The sequence below is a fragment of the Candidatus Poriferisodalis sp. genome, assembly GCF_965198245.1.
GTDB lineage: Bacteria > Actinomycetota > Acidimicrobiia > Acidimicrobiales > Poriferisodalaceae > Poriferisodalis.
The window spans coordinates 635,906-655,609 of record NZ_OZ240249.1; the positions used below are offsets into that span (position 1 = coordinate 635,906).

Annotated in this window: 14 protein-coding genes, 1 tRNA gene, 2 pseudogenes and 1 other annotated feature; of the genes and pseudogenes, 7 read left to right on the top strand and 10 right to left on the bottom strand. The window is 63.4% G+C overall.

Annotation, left to right across the window (positions count from 1 at the left end):
- Positions 1-137 precede the first annotated feature (137 nt).
- The 8 genes from ACOCMM_RS02935 to ACOCMM_RS02970 form a co-directional block, all read right to left on the bottom strand.
- Positions 138-2,330 carry a YncE family protein gene (locus ACOCMM_RS02935; protein WP_419551703.1) on the bottom strand — a complete coding sequence of 731 codons (2,193 nt, stop codon included), beginning with the start codon at positions 2,328-2,330 and terminating at the stop codon, positions 138-140.
- A 204-nt stretch (positions 2,331-2,534) separates the two neighbouring features.
- Positions 2,535-2,607: transfer RNA gene (locus ACOCMM_RS02940), tRNA-Arg, on the bottom strand.
- Between the two features lie 173 nt (positions 2,608-2,780).
- Positions 2,781-3,644 carry an endonuclease/exonuclease/phosphatase family protein gene (locus tag ACOCMM_RS02945; RefSeq protein WP_419551704.1) on the bottom strand — a complete coding sequence of 288 codons (864 nt, stop codon included), beginning with the start codon at positions 3,642-3,644 and terminating at the stop codon, positions 2,781-2,783.
- Complete coding sequence (locus ACOCMM_RS02950; protein WP_419551705.1) at positions 3,644-4,807, bottom strand: ABC transporter ATP-binding protein; 1,164 nt, start codon at positions 4,805-4,807, stop codon at positions 3,644-3,646. Before ACOCMM_RS02950 ends, ACOCMM_RS02945 begins: the two co-directional genes overlap by 1 nt.
- The gene (locus ACOCMM_RS02955; protein ID WP_419551706.1) at positions 4,800-5,807 is read right to left on the bottom strand and encodes an ABC transporter ATP-binding protein; all 1,008 of its coding nucleotides are present in this window, start codon (positions 5,805-5,807) and stop codon (positions 4,800-4,802) included. Before ACOCMM_RS02955 ends, ACOCMM_RS02950 begins: the two co-directional genes overlap by 8 nt.
- Entirely contained in the window at positions 5,804-6,763 is a 960-nt protein-coding gene (locus tag ACOCMM_RS02960; RefSeq protein WP_419551707.1) for an ABC transporter permease, read from the bottom strand. Before ACOCMM_RS02960 ends, ACOCMM_RS02955 begins: the two co-directional genes overlap by 4 nt.
- Entirely contained in the window at positions 6,760-7,794 is a 1,035-nt protein-coding gene (locus ACOCMM_RS02965) for an ABC transporter permease (protein ID WP_419551708.1), read from the bottom strand. Before ACOCMM_RS02965 ends, ACOCMM_RS02960 begins: the two co-directional genes overlap by 4 nt.
- 101 nt (positions 7,795-7,895) lie before the next feature.
- Positions 7,896-9,560, bottom strand: coding sequence for an ABC transporter substrate-binding protein (locus ACOCMM_RS02970; protein ID WP_419551709.1), 1,665 nt, complete (start codon positions 9,558-9,560; stop codon positions 7,896-7,898).
- Between the two features lie 122 nt (positions 9,561-9,682).
- Between ACOCMM_RS02970 and ACOCMM_RS02975 the strand changes: the two genes are divergently transcribed.
- Positions 9,683-10,962, top strand: a protein-coding gene (locus tag ACOCMM_RS02975) for an IS3 family transposase (protein WP_419551710.1) whose coding sequence is annotated in 2 segments (ribosomal slippage) — positions 9,683-9,962 and positions 9,962-10,962 — 1,281 coding nt in all. Because the reading frame shifts where the segments join, the coding sequence is not laid out codon by codon here.
- Positions 9,961-10,089: a sequence feature (AL1L pseudoknot), on the top strand. (Overlaps the previous gene by 129 nt.)
- 302 nt (positions 10,963-11,264) lie before the next feature.
- Here the strand turns inward: ACOCMM_RS02975 and ACOCMM_RS02980 are convergent.
- A pseudogene (locus ACOCMM_RS02980) lies at positions 11,265-11,582 on the bottom strand (transposase); the annotation flags it as partial.
- A gap of 574 nt (positions 11,583-12,156) precedes the next feature.
- Here ACOCMM_RS02980 and ACOCMM_RS02985 point away from each other — a divergent pair.
- The 6 genes from ACOCMM_RS02985 to ACOCMM_RS03010 all read left to right on the top strand — a co-directional run bounded on the left by ACOCMM_RS02985 (position 12,157) and on the right by ACOCMM_RS03010 (position 19,254).
- Positions 12,157-13,350 (top strand): tyrosine-type recombinase/integrase, encoded by a 1,194-nt coding sequence (locus ACOCMM_RS02985; protein ID WP_419551711.1) that lies wholly within the window; start codon positions 12,157-12,159, stop codon positions 13,348-13,350.
- Between the two features lie 174 nt (positions 13,351-13,524).
- Positions 13,525-15,534 (top strand): cytochrome P450, encoded by a 2,010-nt coding sequence (locus tag ACOCMM_RS02990; protein ID WP_419551712.1) that lies wholly within the window; start codon positions 13,525-13,527, stop codon positions 15,532-15,534.
- A 9-nt stretch (positions 15,535-15,543) separates the two neighbouring features.
- A complete protein-coding gene (locus tag ACOCMM_RS02995) occupies positions 15,544-17,994 on the top strand; it encodes an ABC transporter permease (protein WP_419551713.1) in 2,451 nt (816 codons plus the stop codon).
- A gap of 46 nt (positions 17,995-18,040) precedes the next feature.
- Complete coding sequence (locus ACOCMM_RS03000) at positions 18,041-18,172, top strand: hypothetical protein (RefSeq protein ID WP_419551714.1); 132 nt, start codon at positions 18,041-18,043, stop codon at positions 18,170-18,172.
- A gap of 57 nt (positions 18,173-18,229) precedes the next feature.
- Positions 18,230-18,388, top strand: a complete 159-nt coding sequence (locus ACOCMM_RS03005; RefSeq protein ID WP_419551715.1) for a hypothetical protein — start codon at positions 18,230-18,232, stop codon at positions 18,386-18,388.
- Between the two features lie 11 nt (positions 18,389-18,399).
- Positions 18,400-19,254: a cytochrome P450 gene (locus tag ACOCMM_RS03010; RefSeq protein ID WP_419551716.1), complete on the top strand. Its 855-nt coding sequence runs from the start codon at positions 18,400-18,402 to the stop codon at positions 19,252-19,254.
- A gap of 131 nt (positions 19,255-19,385) precedes the next feature.
- Here ACOCMM_RS03010 and ACOCMM_RS03015 read toward each other — a convergent pair.
- Positions 19,386-19,670, bottom strand: a pseudogene (locus tag ACOCMM_RS03015) (transposase); the annotation flags it as partial.
- Positions 19,671-19,704: the final 34 nt, after the last annotated feature.

Below are 19,704 nucleotides of genomic sequence, written 5' to 3' on the forward strand. Positions count from 1 at the left end.
CCTGATCCGCTCGTGCACCCTGCGCCTTCGGCAGCGTGGTGGTTCAGGACGTAGGAACGTCGTGCCGGGGTCGTGGGTGACCAGGCTGGTGATGCCGGCCTAGAGGACCCAAGCAGACCGCGAGGACGATCCGCCCGCTATGACGGGACCCTGCTTGGCACCGTCAGGGTGAGATCCTGCGAGAGCGCCATTCCCGCTGCGGTGCACACCTGAGTCTGGGAACGGGCTGGCCCGTCGCTCGGCGTGGCGCATTCGGTTGCAGCCCGCAGCAACAGCGTGACATCGCCAGTACCGCTCGGCTTGACGTGGATCTCCCATAGGTCGCTGCGCCCATCGACGCGCTTGAACTTGAGGGCTGTGCCGTTGGTCACGTCCAGCAAGTCGTCACGCAGCGTGCGGTAGCTGACAGCGATCGGCTCGCTGAACTGCACACGCACGGTGAACTCGCGGCTGCCATCGTGCGCGTGAGGAACCGTCGACGCGACGAACTCCGCAGTCAGCGTCGGGTCGTCGTTGCCGCCGTCGCCATCATCGCCGCCGCTGCCGTCGTCGCTGCCATCGTGCGACGGCGGAATCGTCGACGCGACGGGCTCCGCACTCAGCTCTGGCATGTTGTAGGCGTAGATGCGGGCATCTGTGTTGTCGGCCACCCACATCGTGCTGCCGTTGGACCAGATGCCTTTGGGACTGTCGTTGCCTGCTGCGAGCAACCCGTCGAGGTCCAAGTCGGCCTTGCGGTCGCCCGTGTGCAGGCCGTAGGCATAGATCTTGGCATCGTGGTCGTCGCTCACCCACATGACCGTGCCGTCGGACCACAGAGCAGCAGCCCGGTCGTTGCCTGCTGAGCCCAGCCCGGTGATGTCCTGGCTGGACCTGCGAGCGCCGGTGTGCAGGTCGTAGGCGTAGATCACGTCGTCGCTGTGGTCGGCCACCCACATCGTCACCCCGTCGGACCACAGGCCCTTGGGGTGGTTGTTGTGCGCACTGTCCAATGAGTCGATGTCGCGGCCCGTCACACGGGCGCCCGTGTGCAGGTCATAGGCGTAGATCTGGTCGTCGTTGTCGTCGCTCACCCACATGATCGCGCCGTCGGACCACACGCCGTTCGCGTGGTGATTGCCCGCCGAGCCCAACGCGCTGATGTCCTTGGAGGCGTCGCGGGTCATGTCGGCCAGGCTGTAGGCGTAAACGTAACCGCCCAGATTGGTGACCCACATCGTCACACCGTCAGACCAGATCGCCCGGGCAGTTGAGTTGCCTGAGGCAAGCAACCTGTCATCCGGCAGCACACCCCACTCGGACGCTGCCCGGTCGACAGTGACCGTGTGGGTCTCGTCGTCGCTGCTGTCGCTGTCGTTCCCGTCATCGTCGGCGTGCGTGTCATCCGCCTCAGCGACGGTGAACTCGTAGCGGTACAGCGCCCCGGGCTCGAACTCGTCTGTCAAGACGAATACGGCGCTTCCCGGTTTGCAGGCCACGATCCACAGCGACTGGTCGATCGCGCGACGCCATCCGGAGGTGTCGTCTTGTTGCCCCGCGCACGCCTGGGCAGGATCGACCGACGGCGGCTCGGTGGCGCTGTAGGGCTGCGCGTGCGATGCGAACTGGCCCGGCTGGGCGGCGTTGACATAGACGTAGGCGTGCCCGAACATCGACAGCAGAACATCGCTGCGAACGAATATCCGCTGCCACTCGCCGTGCACGCGCATGTCCAACGAGCGCGGATCGGGATCGAGCCATGCGTCGAGTTTGGGCTGGGGCGGCGGGCCTGGCGTCACCCCTGCTACCAGGTACCTCGAGACCACGAACGTGGTCCTGCTGGACGCAAGCTGAACCTCGGAATCTGACGGCGTGGCCCCTGGCCGGACCAGATTGATCTTGAGCACATAGGGTCCGCCCACCGGGCACTGCGCACTGATCGTGGCCGAGACAACGACGTCGCCGTTGTGGGCCGTGTGCTGAGTGTCCGCGCCGATGCCGCTGCCCTCGCATTCGTCCTTGTCGGCGCCGTAGCGCTGTACATCGGCCCGGAACGTGACCGAACTGTCGGCCTCAAGATTGCTGACCGACACCGCCACGTCGATGGCGGTGTTCGCTGGCACGGCCCGGCCCGGTGACAATTCCACCGACACCGTCGCCGCGGAATGTGCGTTCGACACACTGGGGACGCCAAGCCACAGCGCGAGCAGCGCTGCCAAGAAGACCGCCACAGCGATTGTCCGTCGGGCTGACCGCCCCTTCTTGGGGCGGATGTCGCGTCGGCGAGATATTGGATTCATGCCGCCGGTAGACGTTTGGTGTCGGGTCTCGATCTCGATGGGCGTCACCATGCCAAGCGAGGTATGCCGCGGCTGTCGGTTGTGCCCTATTTCGAGGTATTCGGGGATTTCATTAGTCAGATCGACACGTTTGTGTCGGCGCTTGAGGTCCGGGCTGGTGCTGCCGGATCTTGCGTTGCTGCTCTCGGTCGTCCATCAGGACTTCCTCTCGCGAGAAACCCTGACTCTCAACAACCTCCGTCAGTTTCAGATCTGCGCCCTCGGCAGGACTCGAACCTGCGACGCACGGTTTAGGAAACCGACGCTCTATCCCCTGAGCTACGAGGGCAATTCGCAAACGTCCTTGAGAGGACGGCTGCTCGAAGTATGGCCCGATTCACTGCAGGGTTCGCCACGCATCCGAGGATCAGCCATCTGGCGGACCCTCATTTCCCCGATGCGCTCCACATTCCCGCACGCTTCGACCTGTTGGAATTGCGCCCGGCACCCACAGGGACAGACCTAGTTGAGCTTGAACCACGTTGGCTGGTGGTCCGACCCGACCGCGTCGACGTCGATCCACGCTGACTCGACCGTTGATGCTAGGCCCGGTGTCACGAATCCGTAGTCGAGCCTCAAACCGACCTCGAATCCTCGACTCTCGTCGTACCAGGTGATTCCCTCGTCGAGGGAGTTGCCGGCCGCAGTCCACGTGTCCACGAGCCGGTCACCGGCGAGAGTATGGCCATAGTAGTAGTCAGCCTCGCCGACGATGAGTGGATACTCGGTTGACGTTGGAGTCAGGTTGAAGTCGCCCATCACCACGAACTCGCTTGGCGCAGGGCTCTCGCCGATGCCCATCCATTCGATTCCGGTGACCGACGCCCCATTGAAGGGGACCCCAAACATGAGCGGCAGCAGAAACTCGATCGTCGTTCTCCGTAGCCGGGAGTTGACAGAATCGAGATGGACTGAGTAGCACCGAAGAGGCCCAGACGGAGCATCGATGATTGTTTCGAGCGCGCCATGCTGTGCGCCGTGGGCATTGATGACCCGTACTCTCGGCAAGAGCAGGTTCCGACACGAGAGGATCGGCCAGCGGGAAAGGACCATATTGCCGAACTGAAGTCGACGATGCTCGACTGACCCATCGGGAGTTTTCGAGCTTGCGTCAAGATCGACATTGGGTCCGTATACCCAGTGATGCTGAGCGAGCAGTTCGCCTAACCGGGCTGGTTGATCCTTGTCAGGAAGCGCCTCGACATTGCGTACGACTTCCTGTAGTGCGATCACGTCGGCGCTACGTACCGCGTCGGCGATCCTCTCGAGGTCGTAGCAACCGTCCTTGCCCTTTGAGTACTGGATGTTGTACGACACGAACCTCATCAGGGGTCCGTCGGGAAAGTGGACTGCGCTGGAAGGGTCAGGTGATGGCTCTGGGCTGTGGGCGACGCAGTGAGGTCGCCGTCGTGACCCGCCAATCTTCCTCGAGGCTCGCCGACGATCGACGAACCTTTCCCATCAGCGAGATGACACGCAACCCAGTGGTTGGGGGTGATCTCACGCAACTCGGGCACCTCAGCACGACAGCGGTCGACAACCAAAGGGCAGCGGGTGGAGAACACACAACCGGGTGGTGGTGCCGCAGGACTCGGAACCTCTCCGACCAGAGAAACACGGGTCCGACTGGCCTCGGCCGCGGGATCTGGTATCGGAACTGCCGACAGCAAGGCCTGCGTGTACGGGTGAAGCGTCGCCTCGAACAGAGTCTCGGTCTGGGCGAGTTCGACGATGTGTCCGAGATACATCACCGCGACTCGGTCGGAGATGTGCTCCACCATCGAGAGGTCGTGGGCCACGAACAGGTAGGCGATTCCGAACTCGTCTTGAAGATCAGCGAAGAGGTTGATCGTCTGCGCCTGGATCGACACATCGAGCGCGGAGATGGGCTCGTCGCATACGATCAGGTCGGGGCTGAGGCCGAGCGCCCGGGCGATGTTGATGCGCTGGCGCTGACCACCGGAGAACTCGTGGGGGTAGCGGGTGCGGTGGGCAGCACGCAGGCCGACCAAGTCGAGAAGCTCAACCACCCGGTCGTTGACCTGTTGCGTTGTCATCTCCGTGTGGACCCTCATCGACTCGCCGATGATTCGGCCGACAGTATGCCGGGGATTGAGCGACGCATACGAGTCCTGGAAGATCATCTGCATCCGCGGTCGGAGCTTGCGCAGCTCCTTTTCGCCGAGGCTCGTGAGCTCGATGTCGTCCAGCCAGACCTGCCCGGAAGAAGGGCGGTGGAGCTGGAGCACGGCCCGTGCGGTGGTGGACTTGCCGCACCCGCTCTCGCCGACCAGCCCGAGCGTCTCGCCGGCGAAGAGCTCGAAGCTCACGCCATCGACCGCCTTTAGCGGCTTGTCGCTCGACTTTCCCGGGAAGTACTTTCGCATGTTCACGACCCTGAGCACGGGCTCAGCAGAGTCCCTGGCCGTGGCTGACGCCGCCGTCTTGGCGACGGGCCGGTCCACCTCAGCCGAGCCGCGCCTAGCCATGTCGTGGCATCCCCGCCTCGATGTCGTAGAAGCACGCGACGTATCGGCCATGGACCGGCTCGATCAGTGCCGGCACCTCGCTTCTGCAGCGGTCGAACACATGGGGGCAGCGATCCGCGAACGGGCAACGAGTCGGCTCTTCAGCTAGATCGGGCGGCAGACCGGGGATGCTGGTCAACCGGTCAGCTCGGTCGCCCATCTTAGGCAGAGCGTCTAGGAGCCCGATGGTGTACGGGTGTAGTGGCCGCGTGTACAGGCTGCCCACATCGGAGATCTCTACGAGCTTGCCGGCATACATGACTGCTACCCGGTCGGCCAAACCGGCAACTACGCCGAGGTCGTGGGTGATCCAGATCAAGGCCAGCCCGAGCTCGTCACGTAGGTCGTGCATAAGCTCCACGATCTGGGCCTGGACCGTCACGTCGAGTGCCGTGGTTGGCTCATCGGCGATCACTAGCTGGGGGTTGCATGCCACTGCGATAGCGATCATGACACGCTGTCGCATGCCTCCCGAGAACTCGTGAGGATAGGCATCGATGCGGCCCGGGGCGTCGGGTATCCCGACTCTCTCCAGCAGATGTATGGCGCGGTTGCGAGCCTGTCGCCTCGACAGACCGAGATGGGTGCGGATCACATCGATGAGCTGGGTGGAGATTCGCATCGTTGGATTGAGGGAACTCATGGGATCCTGGGCAACGAACCCGATCTCGGCCCCTCGAACCCGTCGCAGCCGGCGCTGAGACTCGCGAAGGAGGCCGACCGTTCCGTCGCTTGTCTCGAGCGTCGCTGTGCCGTTGGATATTCGTGCCGGCGGCTCGGCGAGTAGCCGCAGCAGGGCGAGCATCGTCACGGATTTCCCGCTTCCGCTCTCGCCCACGATGGCCAGAGTCTCACCCCTGGCGACGGAGAAAGTCACGCCGTTCACCGCATGCACAGTGCCTTCCGGGATGTCGAACCGGACCTCAAGGTTCTTCACGTCGATCAGTGCTGGCGCGTTCATTGCTTCACTCGCTGAGATCGAGGGTCGAGCACGTCGCGCAACCAATCGCCGAGCAAGTTGAGCCCGAGCCCGGCAAAGACGATGGCGACCCCCGGTGTGAGCGAGATCCACGGACGAATCGTGAGCACGCCTCGACCGGCGTTGATCATGTTGCCCCAACTCGGAGTGCTAGGCGGCACCGAAAGACCGAGGAATCCGAGGCCGGCCTCGTAGAGGATCATGGCCGACATCTCGAACGTGGCCAGCGTGGCCAGTGGGCCGATGAGGTTGGGCAACAGGTGCAGTCGCAGGATCTGGCTCTCCGGTACTCCGACATTTCTTGCTGCCTCGATGAACATGCTCTCCCGTAGCTTCAAGACCTCGCCCCGCGTCACACGGGCAAACACGGGAATCGACGTGAAGCCGAAGATGAGAATCACGTTGATGAGGCTTCGCCCGACGACCGCGGCAAAGAACACCACGAACAACAGATAGGGCAGCGACAGGATCAGGTTGATGAAACCGACGATTATGGCGTCAATCGTGCCGCCCCGGTAGCCGGCGATCAGACCGATTGCCATTCCCAGAATGATGGCGATTCCGACGCCACCGAGAGCCACACCAAGCGAGACTCGGGTTCCGAAGATGATGCGACTGAGCATGTCGCGTCCCAAGGTGTCGGTGCCGATCAGGTAGTCATTGGAACCCCCATCGGACCAAAACGGTGGAGTATTGGCATCACTCAGTGTCTGCTGGAGAGGATCGTGAGGAGCGATCCATGGAGCGAACGTCGCGAGGATGAGCAACATGACGAATACGAAGGCACCGAACATGCCGCCCTTGGAGCGGCAAAGCAGCCGCAGGGCCTCACGAATCCGAGCCCGGAACCGCAAATCCCTTTCGATGTCGATTTCATGGCCGGTTTCAGTCTCGCCAGCATGGAAATCGGCGCCACTGGGAGCAGCATGATCAGTCATGTGATCCCCTCTCCGTGTGGCTTCGGTATCGTCGCCGACGTACCGTCCGCAGATGATCTAGGCCGAGGGGTCCGCGTCTGGCGCAACGTCCCCACTCTGATCCGCGGGTCGGCGACTGTGTACAGCACGTCAGCAAGAAGCGAGAAGAGGATAACGATGAGCGCGCCGAAGAACGCTATTCCCTGCACGAGCTGGAAGTCACGATTGCTCACCGCTTCGGCCAACAACCCTCCGGCGCCCGGCCAGGCAAAGACAGCTTCGATGTACAACGATCCACCCAGCAGCGCCCCGATCTGCAGGCTCATTACGCTGATGAGTGGAATGAGCGCGTTGCGCAATATGTAACGACCGTAGATGACTGGCGCTCTGAGGCCCTTACTGCGAGCGATGCGCACGTACTCCTCGTTGACGATCTCCAGCACCGACGATCGGGTGAACCGCAGAAGCTGAGCCATTGGAAACAAGCCGAGAGCAACGGCCGGCAAGACTATCGAATTGTCAGGAATGGTGAGGAACCACATCGAAGTCGTGCTACGCCCGAACGACGGGAACCACCCTAACTCGACCGCGAACACCACGATGAAGACCAAGGACAGCCAGAAATTCGGGATCGTCTGGCCGAGCAGGCCGAACCCGCGCGCCGCACCATCCCAGCGGCCGCCCGCCTTGACACCCGCCAAGATCCCGAGCGGTACTCCGACTGCGACCGCGAAGGCCATCGCCGCGATGCCAAGCTCGATCGTCGCTGGCATACGGTCGAAGATCACTTCTCGAACCGGAATCTTGTACCGAAGAGAATTACCGAAGTTGAGACGGGCCGAATCGCCCACGAAGCTGACAAACTGTTCGGCAACGGTCTTGTCCAAGCCGTGCGCCTCTCGTGCCGCTTCTCTTTGCTCCTGGGTTGCCTCCCTGGGAACGAGCAGGTTGGTCGGGTCCCCTGACACCCGCAGCATCGCAAAGACGATGACCATCACGCCGAGCACGAGCAGTAGCGACTGACCTATGCGCCCAACCAAGTACCTCGTCACCGACTCTCCGTTCTGCTCGCTCTCCTTGCGTTAATTACCGGTGGGCCGAGGTGTAGTACCTCGGCCCACCGGTCGACCATTGGCTTACGAGCCGGCGTCTGTCAGGGAGCCACCGCTAGGTCCCAGAGCCAATATTCCTCGGCCGAGCGCGGCTTGTAGTTGGAGACTCGATCGCTGGTTGCTTCGAATGAAAACGGCACGTAGAGATAGATGAATGGCGGGTTATCGTACATCCGCTGTTGCAGCTGTCGGTACAGATCCGCACGCTCGTCGTCGTCGGGGGTCGCGAGTATCTGAACGAGGAGATCGTCAACCACGGGGTCAGACCATGCTGAGAAGCTTGCAGCGTTGCCGCCCATGGCCCCCTGCAGGCGGTCCCATCCCTCAGGATTGGCGTTCGACCAGCTATCGCCGAATAGCGGCGGTAGCTGCTTATCCGCCTCCAGGTCCCAGTAGGCCCCGGACTCGATGATCTCAAGTGATGCATTGACTCCTACGTCGCCGAGTTGGGCCGCGACGGCTTCGCACACCTGCTCGAAGTTGGTGTAGGCACCCGACGGGCACGCGAATCCAATGTCGAACCCATCGGCGAACCCGGCTTCGGCCAACAACTCCCGCGCCCGATCAGGGTCGTAGGGATACGGTACGAGACCGTCGTTGTAACCGAAGTCGGCCCGCGTCATCATCCCGGTGGCTTGGCTGCCCTTGCCGTTGAACAGAGCGCCGATGATGCCTTGGACGTCGACCGCATAGTTGAGGGCCTGGCGTACGAGGGGATCTTCAATTGGTTCGCCCACACCAGTGGTGAGGTTGTTGAACGCGATGTAGTACACCCGGTTGGTTGGGTACTCGATGACGTTGACGCCGTCGATGCCCTCTAGCGATGCAGCTTCGTCTGGGCTGAGGCGGCTCACGATGTCGACCTCGCCCGTCTGGATCGCAGAGGCCCGGGTGGAGGACTCGGTGATCGGCCGGAATATGAGCCGGTCAAGTTTGGGGAAGCCCTCACGCCAGTAGTTCGGGTTCCGGTCCAACACGATGCGGTCACCCTGGACCCACTCGGTCAGCATGAACGGACCCGTGCCTACCGGCGCTTGGCCGAACCCCGTGAGCCCGACCTCAGCGTAGTATTCAGGAGGAACAAAGAACCATATACCAGCCGTGAGACCGAGGAATAGTGCATTGCGTGCCGGTGCGACGAGTTCGACAGTGAATTCGTCGATCTTGTTAACCTCGGACGCTCGTTGGTAGTAGTTGAAGTACTGATTGTCCGGGGTCCTTTGTACCTCCCACGAGAAGACTACGGAGTCCGCGTTGAACGGTTCGCCGTTATGGAACAGCACGTCCTCACGTAATTTGAAAGTGTACGTTAGACCGTCGTCAGATACTGTCCACGACTCGGCGAGAGCTGGCTCGAACTCCAAGTCGTCATTGATCCACACCAACGGATCGAATATCTGGCTGGCCACATTGCCTGCGTTGCGTTCGGCCGCGTTCGCGCCGTCGATCGCGTTGGGCTGCGTCGTGAGCGCGATGATCAGCTCGCCGCCCCCTGCTGCGGGCTCGTCGGCTGCGGGCTCGTCGGCTGCGGATTCGTCGGCTGCGGGCTCGTCGGCTGCGGGCTCGTCGGCTGCGGGCTCGTCGGCTGCGGGCTCGTCGGCTGCGGGCTCGTCGGCTGCGGGCTCGTCGGCTGCGGGCTCGTCGGCACCGCCGTCGCTATCGGCACCACAGGCCGCCGCGATCAAAGCGAATGCAGTTAGCAGCAACCACAACCGCCTCATCTTGGATTTGCGTAGATGTGTCACAAATTTCCCTTCCTTAGGCAATTGCCATGCCTATGAATCACACCGGGTTTGGTGGAGGCTCTGTTCCTTGAGAGGATGGAGCGATGCCAGGAAATGGGAGATATCCAGCCGAGCTGCGTGAGCGTGCGGTGAGAATGGTGCTCGACAACGAGCGCTGCTATGGGTCGCAGTGGGAGGCGATCTGCTCGGTCGCCGACAAGCTGGGCCCGACCCCGGAGACGGTGCGGCTGTGGGTGCGCCGCGCTGAGATCGACGGCGGGACCCGGGCCGGGGTGACCTCAGCGGAGCGGGCTCGGATCAAAGAGCTCGAAGGCGAGAACCGTGAGCTGCGCCGAGCGAACGAGATATTGAAGGCGGCGTCGGCTTTCTTCGGGGCGGAGCTCGACCGCCAGTCGAAGCGATAGTGGCGTTCGTCGACGCCCATCGAGGCCGGTTCGGGGTCGAGCCGATCTGCGCTGTGCTGTGCGAGCACGGCGTCGGGATCGCCCCGTCCACCTATTACGCAGCCAGGTGCCGGCCGCCGTCGGCTCGGGCGCAGCGCGACGCCTGGTTGTGCGAGCAGATCGCTCGTGTGCACCGGGACAATTACGACGCGTACGGGGCGGCCAAGGTGTGGGATCACCTCAACCGCGTCGAGGGCATCACGGTGGCTCGCTGCACTGTGGAGCGGCTGATGCGCCAGCTGAGCCTCGAAGGGACCCGCCGGGGGCGTACGGTGCGCACCACCACCAGCGACCCCGACGCCTGCGGGCCCGCGGACCTGGTGAACCGGGATTTCACAGTGCCGGCCCCGAACCGGCTGTGGCTCGCCGATCTCACCTATGTGCGCACCCGCAGCGGCTGGGTGTACGTGTCGTTCGTGATCGACGCCTATTCGCGCCGGGTCCTGGGCTGGCAGGCCTCGCGGTCGATGCGCACCGAGCTGGCGCTCGACGCCCTGGAGATGGCCATCTCGGGGCGACGCCGCGACGGCCACGGCATCGACACGGTCACTCATCACAGCGACCGCGGATCGCAATATCTTTCCATTCGCTACAGCCAGCGCCTCGCGGACAACGACATCGTCGCGTCGGTCGGCACCAAAGGGGACAGCTACGACAACGCCATGATCGAGTCGTTCAACGGCCTGTTCAAATGGGAGCTGATCTACTCACGAGGACCGTGGCAAGGACTGCGCGATGTCGAGTTCGCCACCCTCGAATACGTCGACTGGTACAACCACCGACGAAGCCACAGCGCCCTGCTCACCGGCAGCGGCAACTACACCACACCCGCCGACCACGAAACCGCCTACTACCGTCAAACCGTCACAGCCACCCCGGCCGTGACTCAACAACCCGAGCCTCTACAAGACTCGGTGTGATTCACTACACCTAGCCCCTGCGCCGGATTTCCCTCAAGGCTTGGGTGACAACACTATTGACCCTGTCGGGATAGGCAGGCGACAAAAACGGCGATCACGCCTCTGACCTGGGCTTTCGCGCCCACGAGCCCAAAAAACGTTCCAGGATCGCGCGAAATCCGTTCCAAGTCCCTCAGCCGTCAAACCCCTGACCTCGGGGCTTGTAATTCGCGCATCCCCCCACGCAATCGTGCGCCTCCGCAGACCGCCGCTGACCATCCCAGAACTGCAACATGAATCACCCCGGGACGTTCCTATAGATGTCAAGTGCGGGTTGTGAGGGTGGCGAGGTCGGCTCGGAGTGTGCGGTAGAGCTCGCGGGCGACGAAGCGTTTGAGGCAGCGGATGGCTTCTTTTTTGGTCTTGCCTTGGGCGAGGCGGCGTTCGGTGTAGCTGCGGGTTCGTTCGCAGTATCGGAGCCGGACGATGACGATCATGTGCAGGGCTCGGTTGGCGTCGCGGTTGCCGGCGAAGTTGAGTCGGTGACGCTGGGTGCGCCCGCTGGATGCGGGGACCGGCGCGGCAGCGCACAGGTGAGCGAAGGACGCCTCGGAGCCGAGGCGGTCGATGTTGTGGCCCGCGGCGAACTGGACAAAGCGAACGCTGTCTGCGGCTAGCTGGCTTGGATCTGGAGGTTGGCAGCCGCGTGATGGGTTGAGCCTCCTGCGCGAGCGTGATGTTTGTGAGAACGACCACGAACGCATTAGGAGGCTCGATGTCTCCCGCTGGTGCCTGCTTGACGCTCGGTGGGCGGCTGTTGCCGGTCAAGCGGATCGAGGCGGGGGCCATCAAGGCTGAGGCGGCCCGCGATCCAGCGACCCCGTCGCGTCACTCGATGGGGTCTCGACGGGTGTCGCGCCGACTCAGCCGTCGATCGCCCGCTGAACGTGTCCGGGCGCCATCTGATGCGGATTCAGCAAAGAAACGGTGCCGCTGAGGCTCGAAGTGCCCAAGAGTTTGTATTGATTCGGGGGCATTCTGATACGACCCTAAAGGTGAGTCAAAATGCAGTTATCCCCAAGTTGAGGATTCCGCCGCGAATTTTCCTGTTTTGCCGTTGATCGTTAGGAAGAAGCTCTGTTTCGGCGGCCGGTTGCCGCTGGAACGCGGCTCCCCGCTCGGGTATTCGTTGACAGTCGGTGATGGGACTTGCTGATGGTCGGTGACGAGATTTGCGGCGCTGGCTCTCACCGCCTGCAGCCAGCGAACTTCGGCGCACCGGGCAGCGCCAGCACAACCACGAATACCGACGAGGCCGGTGCCGTTGAGGCAACGCCGAGAACGATCGCGGCGGTTAAGTCCGCAGTGCACAGCGCGCGGCACGCGCAGACGACCGCGTCCGGCGCGCAAGCCGACGCGGCCGCCGGTGCTGGCGGGTCGTCGACGTGGCCGTCGTCGGGAACCGATGGCCTGACTAACAGCGACGCTCAGCTTGCGCGGCGGCTGGCCCAGCGCGATATAGCGGAAGGCACGCTTCGCTGCTACGCGAGCCAATGGCGGGGGTTCACCCAGTGGGCGGCACGGCGCGGAGTGAGGGCGCTGCCCGCGGATGCCGCCGCGGTGGCCGCCTATCTGGCCCAGCGGCTGGAGTCCCACGGGCACAAGCCGGCGACGCTACGCGTGAGCGCCGCCGCGATCGCCTGGGTGCACGCCGCGCACGGGCTCGATAGCCCCTGCGGTCATCCGGATGTGAGACGCACCCTCAAAGGGGCCGCGCGCACAGCCGGCAGTGCCCAGAAACAGGCCAATGGGCTCACCGCCGACAAGCTGAGCCTGATCATCGCGACCGCCCGCATGCCGCGCACCGGACGAGGCGGGCGGCCCGAGAGCGCCCGCACTGCCCGCGCCAGAGGCGACCTGGACATCGCGCTGGCGAGCTTGATGCGCGATGCGATGCTGCGCGTCTCGGAGACCGCAGCGCTCACCTGGGACGACCTGAGCACCGCTCCCGACCGCAGCGGCCGGCTCCTCATACGGCGCTCCAAGACCGACCCGACCGGCGAAGGAGCGGTCGTGTACGTGTCTCCCCGCACCATGGCATTGGTCGCGCTCGAACCGGTGCGCGACAGCGCACAGGGCCGGCACAGCATCTTCGGACTGGGCCGCAATCAAATCTCGAACCGCATCAAGAACGCGGCACGCGCCGCCGGACTCGGCGAGGGCTACAGCGGCCACAGCCCCCGTGTGGGCATGGCACAGGACCTCGCACGAGCCGGCATCGAGCTGACCAGCCTCATGACCGCCGGACGATGGCGGTCCCCCGCAATGCCCGCGCTCTACACCCGCAATGAGACCGCCGGCCGAGGGGCGGTGGCCCAGTTTTATGCCCAGCGCAGCCCAACCGCTTGAGCGCGCCCCTCCTACGAACAGTCGGTGCGACGGAGCTCCCCAGACGATCGAGGGCATCGCGCGATGCGCGGCATTGGATCGCCGACGCAGGCAATGCCCACTAGTCTCGTCTCTTGGTGAGGCCCGTCGAGGGGATGCAGGCCATGGATAACTGCATTTTTTCACGAACTTTGCGTGCTGCTGTTAGACAACGACTGCGGACGCATACGAACTCTGCCGGGACAAGCCAACGATTTCGGATTCGCGGCGGGTGTCCTTCTCGAGCTGGCTCGACGCAATCGGATCGATCCCGGGTCCGATCCGCTTTGCGTGATCGATGATCGACCGATCGGCAATGAAGTCCCGGACCTGGTCCTTGATCGGATTCGTGACGCCGAGCAGCCGCACTCTGCGGAGTGGTGGGTGCGTCACCTGGGCGCCGATTTCGGTTCACGGATCGCCGATGCGAGTCTGAGCGACCTGGTCGAGTCCGGGATTGTGGAACGAGTGCCCGGCGACTTGTTCTTTCTCGCGTCGGATGTCGAGCTCACCCGTCGATGCCCGTCCGAGGCGACGGGATCGGGTGCGGACGATGTCTCGGTACGGGTCATGCGGGCTCTGCTTCTCGGCGAGAAGCCCGAGACGGACGATGCCACGTTGATCCAGCTCGTCGAGTCCTGCGGATTATTCGACTGCATCCTCGACGCGCCGGAACGAGAGCGGGCACGACGCTCAGTAGGGCAGCTGGGCTCGCTGCATCCGCTCTGCCAGGCGGTTGCACGCCTCGTCGCTGCGGGCAGCTCACCGCCAAGGCCTGATTCTGCTCCCTGCAAGCCCATACCCGACGTTCCCGGTCTGCCGTTCTTAGGCAATGCCATCGGCTTGGCCGGTGAAATAGGTCCTTACCTAAACGCTCTGTATCGAGTGCATGGTCCGATCTGCCGCGTCCGCATACCGGGGAAGAGCATCGTAGTGCTGAGCGGCAAGGAAGGAGTGGAGTTCGCGAGGAAGCACTCGCAGACGCACCTCCGCAACGACGTGGCATTCGCGCCGATGTGCCGTGCCGCGCAGTCCGATCGATTGCTGATCGCCACCGGCGGCCATGACCACATCAAGCTCCGCAGAATCGCTCACGAGATTGCCTCTGCGATGAGCGTCGAGGCGAATCTTCCGAAGTTGATCGCTGTCGCCCGAGACCTGCTGAGCGATTGGCAACAGGACAAATCCGTGTCGGCGTATGCGGCGATGCAGCGAATGTCCATCATGCAGGTGGGGCACGTGGCATTCGACAAGTCAGTGGCCCCCTACGTCGACAGCGTCCGGTACTGGAATGACACGCTCATCATCTCGATGCGCGGGGACCGGCCGTACTTCATGGTCGAACGCCGGTTGCGCAAGGTGCGGCGCGACATCCAGCGGCTCTTCCACGAGAGCTTGGAGGAGCACGATCCGGACTTGCGCTCTGGTCGTCCTCGCGACTTGCTCGATCGCCTCTTGGAGATGCAACGACGCCAGCCGGAGTTCATTTCCGTGCCGGATCTGATGGCGGCCGTCATCAATCCGTACTTCCAGTCATCTGACCAGATCGCATGCACCTTGGGGCTTGCAGTGCTGTACCTGCTCGCAGATCAGCGCCTCGCTGAGCGCTGTCGAGCCGAAGCCGACGAAGCGTTCTCGTCAGGAACGCTCAGCGCCGATGGACTGAAGGGACTCGAATTGACGAGAGCCGTGATCGCCGAGGTGCTGCGCCTTCACGCGCAAGCACCGATCATGCAGCGAACGGCACGCATTTCCTTTGAATTCGAAGGCCACTGGGTGCCTGCCGGCTCCCCGATGTGGGTGGCCGCGGCCGTCGTTCACGGCGACCCTGAAAACTACGACGAGCCCGATGTGTTTGAGCCCGATCGGCACCTTCCACCCCGGCTGGAGTCCCAGCGCGAGGGTGCCTACGCTGCCTTTGGCGCTGGCGCGCACTCCTGCATCGGCGAGCAATTTGCTTCCGATCTCATGGCCCTGAATCTGGCCACGATGATGTGCTTCGCCGAGATTGATCGGCTCCCGTCGGGAGACCGCCGCGTGCGGATCACGTCCTATCCCCTGATTCGCCCCCACACCAAGTGTCGAATCCAGATCAAGAGTCTCCGTGATGCCGACGGGAACCTAACGGGGGTCGGCACGGCTCCGCTGTCCCAGCTCCACCCGTAGGGCTTGAGCATGCCGCTTCTTCGTCTTCGGTGGTCTCTGCGGGAGGGACGCAGGCGCTGGATCCAGATCGTGGGCATCGCCTTCACCCTCGCGATCGGCATCGGCGGCTATGCAGGGCCCGCGAGTGCCATTGACTGGCGATTCGACGCGACCCAGAAGAGCCTGGACCTCACCAACATGTACGACCTGCGGGCAACGGTCAGCGGAGGCCAAGACGTTCCCGTGGGCTCTCTCGCGCGGATTGCCAGCGACATCGACGGCATTGACGAGTACAGCGAACGCCTCGTGCTTGACATGCAGATTGAGACGACAGCGGACGGCGAAGAGCTACTTGTACACGGACGCATCGTCGGCGTCGAGGAGGCCCCAGGGGGGCCACGCGTCAACCGGGTCGAAGTCACAAAGGGCGACGCCATGCCCCAAACGGGAACGGGCGAGCCTCGCGTCTTGATCGAATCGAAGTTCGCCCGATTCCATGACTTGCCGGAAAGCGGCACATTGATTGTCGGAGGTGACACCAGCGTCGAATTTGTCGGTCATGCCACATCGCCGGAGTACTTCCTGATCGTTGAAGGAGACGGCTCGCTCGGCCAGTCCAACTTTGCGGCGCTCTTCGCCCCACTGGCCACCGCGCAGGACATCTCGAGCCGAACCGGCGCGGTAAACGACTTGGTGGTGACGCTGGAGCCAGGTGCCGACGCCGAAGTGGTACGGGAACAGTTGGTCGATGCTGCAGCATCATTGGACGGGGTGCCGCTGGAAGTCATCACCCGAGACGAAACACCGTCATATGTCGGATTGATCAACGCTCCAGAGATCGACCGAGACCTGAGCAACGTCTTCGCCTTCTTGCTCTTCGCGGGCGCCGGCTTCGCTGCGTTGAACTTCTCCTCCCGCATGGTGGAATCCCAGCGCCGGGAGATCGGCGTGTCCATGGCGGTCGGCGAGAATCCAAGGTCGATCGCTGTCCGACCGATGCTCATCGGTGTCCAGATCGGTGTCCTCGGAGTCGTCCTCGGCGTCGCCGTGGGATTCCTACTGTCCAACCAAGCAGTGGCATTTGCCCAAACGACCTTCACCTACCCGGTCTTCGAGCAGCCGTTCAAGCCGGGCATCTACGCGCGGGCCGCCGCAATCGGCTTCGCGGTGCCGCTCTTGGCGGTGCTCTGGCCTGTCTTCCGCGCTGTCCGGGTCCAACCGGTCGAGGCGCTTCGGTCGGGCCATCTGGCGTCTCGGGGCGGCAGTCTGGGGCCGATCATCGGCCGCGTGCCATTGCCCGGTCGCAGTCTCGCACGAATGCCGTTCCGCAACCTCGTGCGCACACCGCGCCGAACTCTCATGACGTTGCTGACATTCGCGATGAGCTTGGCGATCCTGTTCGCCATGGTGGGATTCAGCAGTTCCTTTGCAGCGACCTTCGAACGGGGCAATCAAGAACTGCTCGGGGCCGAGCCCGAACGCTTCATGATTCGATTCGATTCCCTGTACCCAGTCGATTCGTCAGAAGTAAACGGTGCACTGACCGATCCCACGGTGCATCTCGGCGAACCAGCACTGCAGTTCGGGGCGAGCGTCATCGCCGCCGAGGGTGACGAGAGCCTCGACGAGGCGACCCGACTCGATCTTGTGGTTCGCTTCGTGGACTTCGGCAGCACGGTGTGGACGCCGACCGCAGCGGAGGGAACGCTGACTCGGGGAGCGCAGGGCATCGTGCTAGCCGACAAGGCCGCACGCGACTTCGGTGTAGGCGTCGGCGACGACGTGATCGTCACTCATCCCGCGCTCGTCGACGGGGCATTCACCTACAGCACCCGCACGCTGCCGGTCACGGCGGTTCACCCCCACCCGCTGAGGCTCAACGCCTACATGGACATCTCGCAGGCATCGACGTGGGGCTTCGGCGGTCTTGCCAACATCGTGACGGGTGTGCCAGCAGAAGGCAGCAGCCTGAACGACGTGAAGCGGTCGCTCTTCGGCAGCGGCGACGGCGTCTCGCGCGTACAGGGCCTCGACGAATCGTTCAAGTCAGTCGAAGACTCACTCGATCAGTCCGCAGGTCTGTACGCCGCCACCCGGGTCTTCATGATCTTGCTTCTGCTGCTCATCGCGTTCAATACCGCCAACATCAACGTGGACGAACGGGCTCGGGACCACGCCACGATGTTCGCCTACGGCGTTCCCGTGAGAAGAGTGATCGCGAACCTCTCGGTGGAGGGGTTGTTGCTCGGCGTGGCCGCGGTGGTGCTCGGCGTCCTGTTCGGCTACGCGCTGCTGCTGTGGATGGTCCTGTACCTGATGCCGACAGCCATTCCTGAGATTGGGCCGCTCGTGTCGATCAGACCATTCGAGATGGCGCTGTATTTCGCCGTAGCGCTCGTCGCAGTCGCATTGGCGCCCGCGTTCTTGGTTCGCAAGCTGAAGAAGATGTTCATACCGGGCACGCTGCGCGTCATGGAGTGACTCGTCCGATGAGGCGGCGCTACGTGACTGACCGCGCAGCAGATTGATGGGCACGACCTTCGGGTACCTGGCGGTCTCCAGCATCGGTGCCGGCCTGGCTGTCGCCGGGCAGTTCGAGTGGGCCGCGGCGGTGCTGGCCATCGGGATCTTCGGCGTAACTGCCTTCAGCAGGCGTTGAGTCACATGCGCAGCTCGGACGGCCTCCTCGTTTCGCTATCCACACGACGCAGACGAGGTGGCAGATCGCCTACGACGGCTTAACCTCCTCAGGTCGAGGATCGAATTCAAGCTCGATCCACGCTTTTGGGACGCGACACTGGAGGTGTACGCCCAGTGGATCAGCCGCGGCGCCGACGCCACCGAGCTCGGCGGCCCCCCGACCTCTGCGTACTGAACTAACCATCGATGTCTGATACGGCCCCCGTTGACGATTGGGGTACCGACTACGACATTTTGGACCCGGAGTATGTGCGCGATCCGGCCCCGGTCTGGGACGAACTGCGGGAGGGATGCCCAGTCGCTCACACCGAACGCTGGGGCGGCTCATTCCTGCCGACTCGATACGACGACGTCCAAACGCTCGTCAAGCTGGTTCCCGAGCTGTCGAACAGTGATCCGCTGGTCACAACTCCGCCGCCGGAGGTCATCGAGGAGAATCAAGCCAACCCGGACGACGGATTCGTCTCGACGCTGCTGGCGGGAACCGACGACCGCGGCGAGCCCATCGATCCCATGAGGGTCGTCGGCATGCTCAACCTGCTGCTCATCGCGGGTATCGACACCACCTGGAGCTCGATCGGCTCGGCGCTGTGGCACTTCGGCACCCACCCCGCCGACCGCGAGCGCATGGCGGCAGAGCCCGAACTGTGGCCGACAGCCATCGAAGAACTGCTGCGCTTCTATGCACCAGTAACGATGGGCCGCCTCGCCACCGAGGACGTAGAGATCCGCGGCGTCACCATCCCACAGGGCAGCAAGGTGATCATGAACTTCCCAGGTGCCAACCGCGACCCCGAAATGTTCGAACGCCCCGACGAGGTCATCCTGGACCGGCCGCACAACCGCCACGTTGCCTTCGGAGCAGGCATTCATCGATGCGCAGGCGCCAACCTCGCCCGCCTCGAAATGGATATCGCGCTGCGCACCTGGTTCGATCGCATCCCGGACTTCGAAGTAAGCGCACCCGACGAGGTCACTTGGGCGGGCGGGCAGATCCGCGGCCCCCGCTACGTGCCAATCCGCTTCCCCTCAGCCAGCTGACAGGCATATTGATCGATGGGAGGGGCCAGTGTGCACCTGTGTATGGAGCGCTCGCTGCTCCCAGGTGAACCTCACCGGCTATTGCGCAGGCGGTGGGGGTCCATGGGTTTCGCGTAGGCGTGATGTTGGATTCATGCTGCCGGTTTGTGTTGGTGTCGAGTTTCGAACTCGACCGGTGTCAGCATGCCAAGCGAGGTGTGCCGTCGCTGCCGGTTGTGCCAGATCTCCAGATACTCGAAGATGGCGTTGGCCAGCTCGATGCGCGTGTGCCAGCGCTTGCGGTCCAATAGCTCGACTTGCATCCGGGACCAGAACGACTCGATCATCGCATTGTCGAAGCAATCGCCGACCGAGCCCATCGAGGGCAGCAGCCCCGAGTCGATTGCCCGCTGGGTGAATGCCCAGGAGGTGAACTGGGCGGATTCAATCGGTGGTTGCAACGCCTCGTGA

Coding starts and splice junctions, on each gene's coding strand:
- ACOCMM_RS02945 (WP_419551704.1), bottom strand. CDS start 3,644: ATGAGGTTCGTGTCGTACAACATCCAGTACTCAAAGGGCAAGGACGGT.
- ACOCMM_RS02935 (WP_419551703.1), bottom strand. CDS start 2,330: ATGGTGACGCCCATCGAGATCGAGACCCGACACCAAACGTCTACCGGC.
- ACOCMM_RS02995 (WP_419551713.1), top strand. CDS start 15,544: ATGCCGCTTCTTCGTCTTCGGTGGTCTCTGCGGGAGGGACGCAGGCGC.
- ACOCMM_RS02985 (WP_419551711.1), top strand. CDS start 12,157: ATGGTCGGTGACGAGATTTGCGGCGCTGGCTCTCACCGCCTGCAGCCA.
- ACOCMM_RS02955 (WP_419551706.1), bottom strand. CDS start 5,807: ATGAACGCGCCAGCACTGATCGACGTGAAGAACCTTGAGGTCCGGTTC.
- ACOCMM_RS02960 (WP_419551707.1), bottom strand. CDS start 6,763: ATGACTGATCATGCTGCTCCCAGTGGCGCCGATTTCCATGCTGGCGAG.
- ACOCMM_RS03010 (WP_419551716.1), top strand. CDS start 18,400: ATGTCTGATACGGCCCCCGTTGACGATTGGGGTACCGACTACGACATT.
- ACOCMM_RS03000 (WP_419551714.1), top strand. CDS start 18,041: ATGGGCACGACCTTCGGGTACCTGGCGGTCTCCAGCATCGGTGCCGGC.
- ACOCMM_RS02950 (WP_419551705.1), bottom strand. CDS start 4,807: ATGGCTAGGCGCGGCTCGGCTGAGGTGGACCGGCCCGTCGCCAAGACG.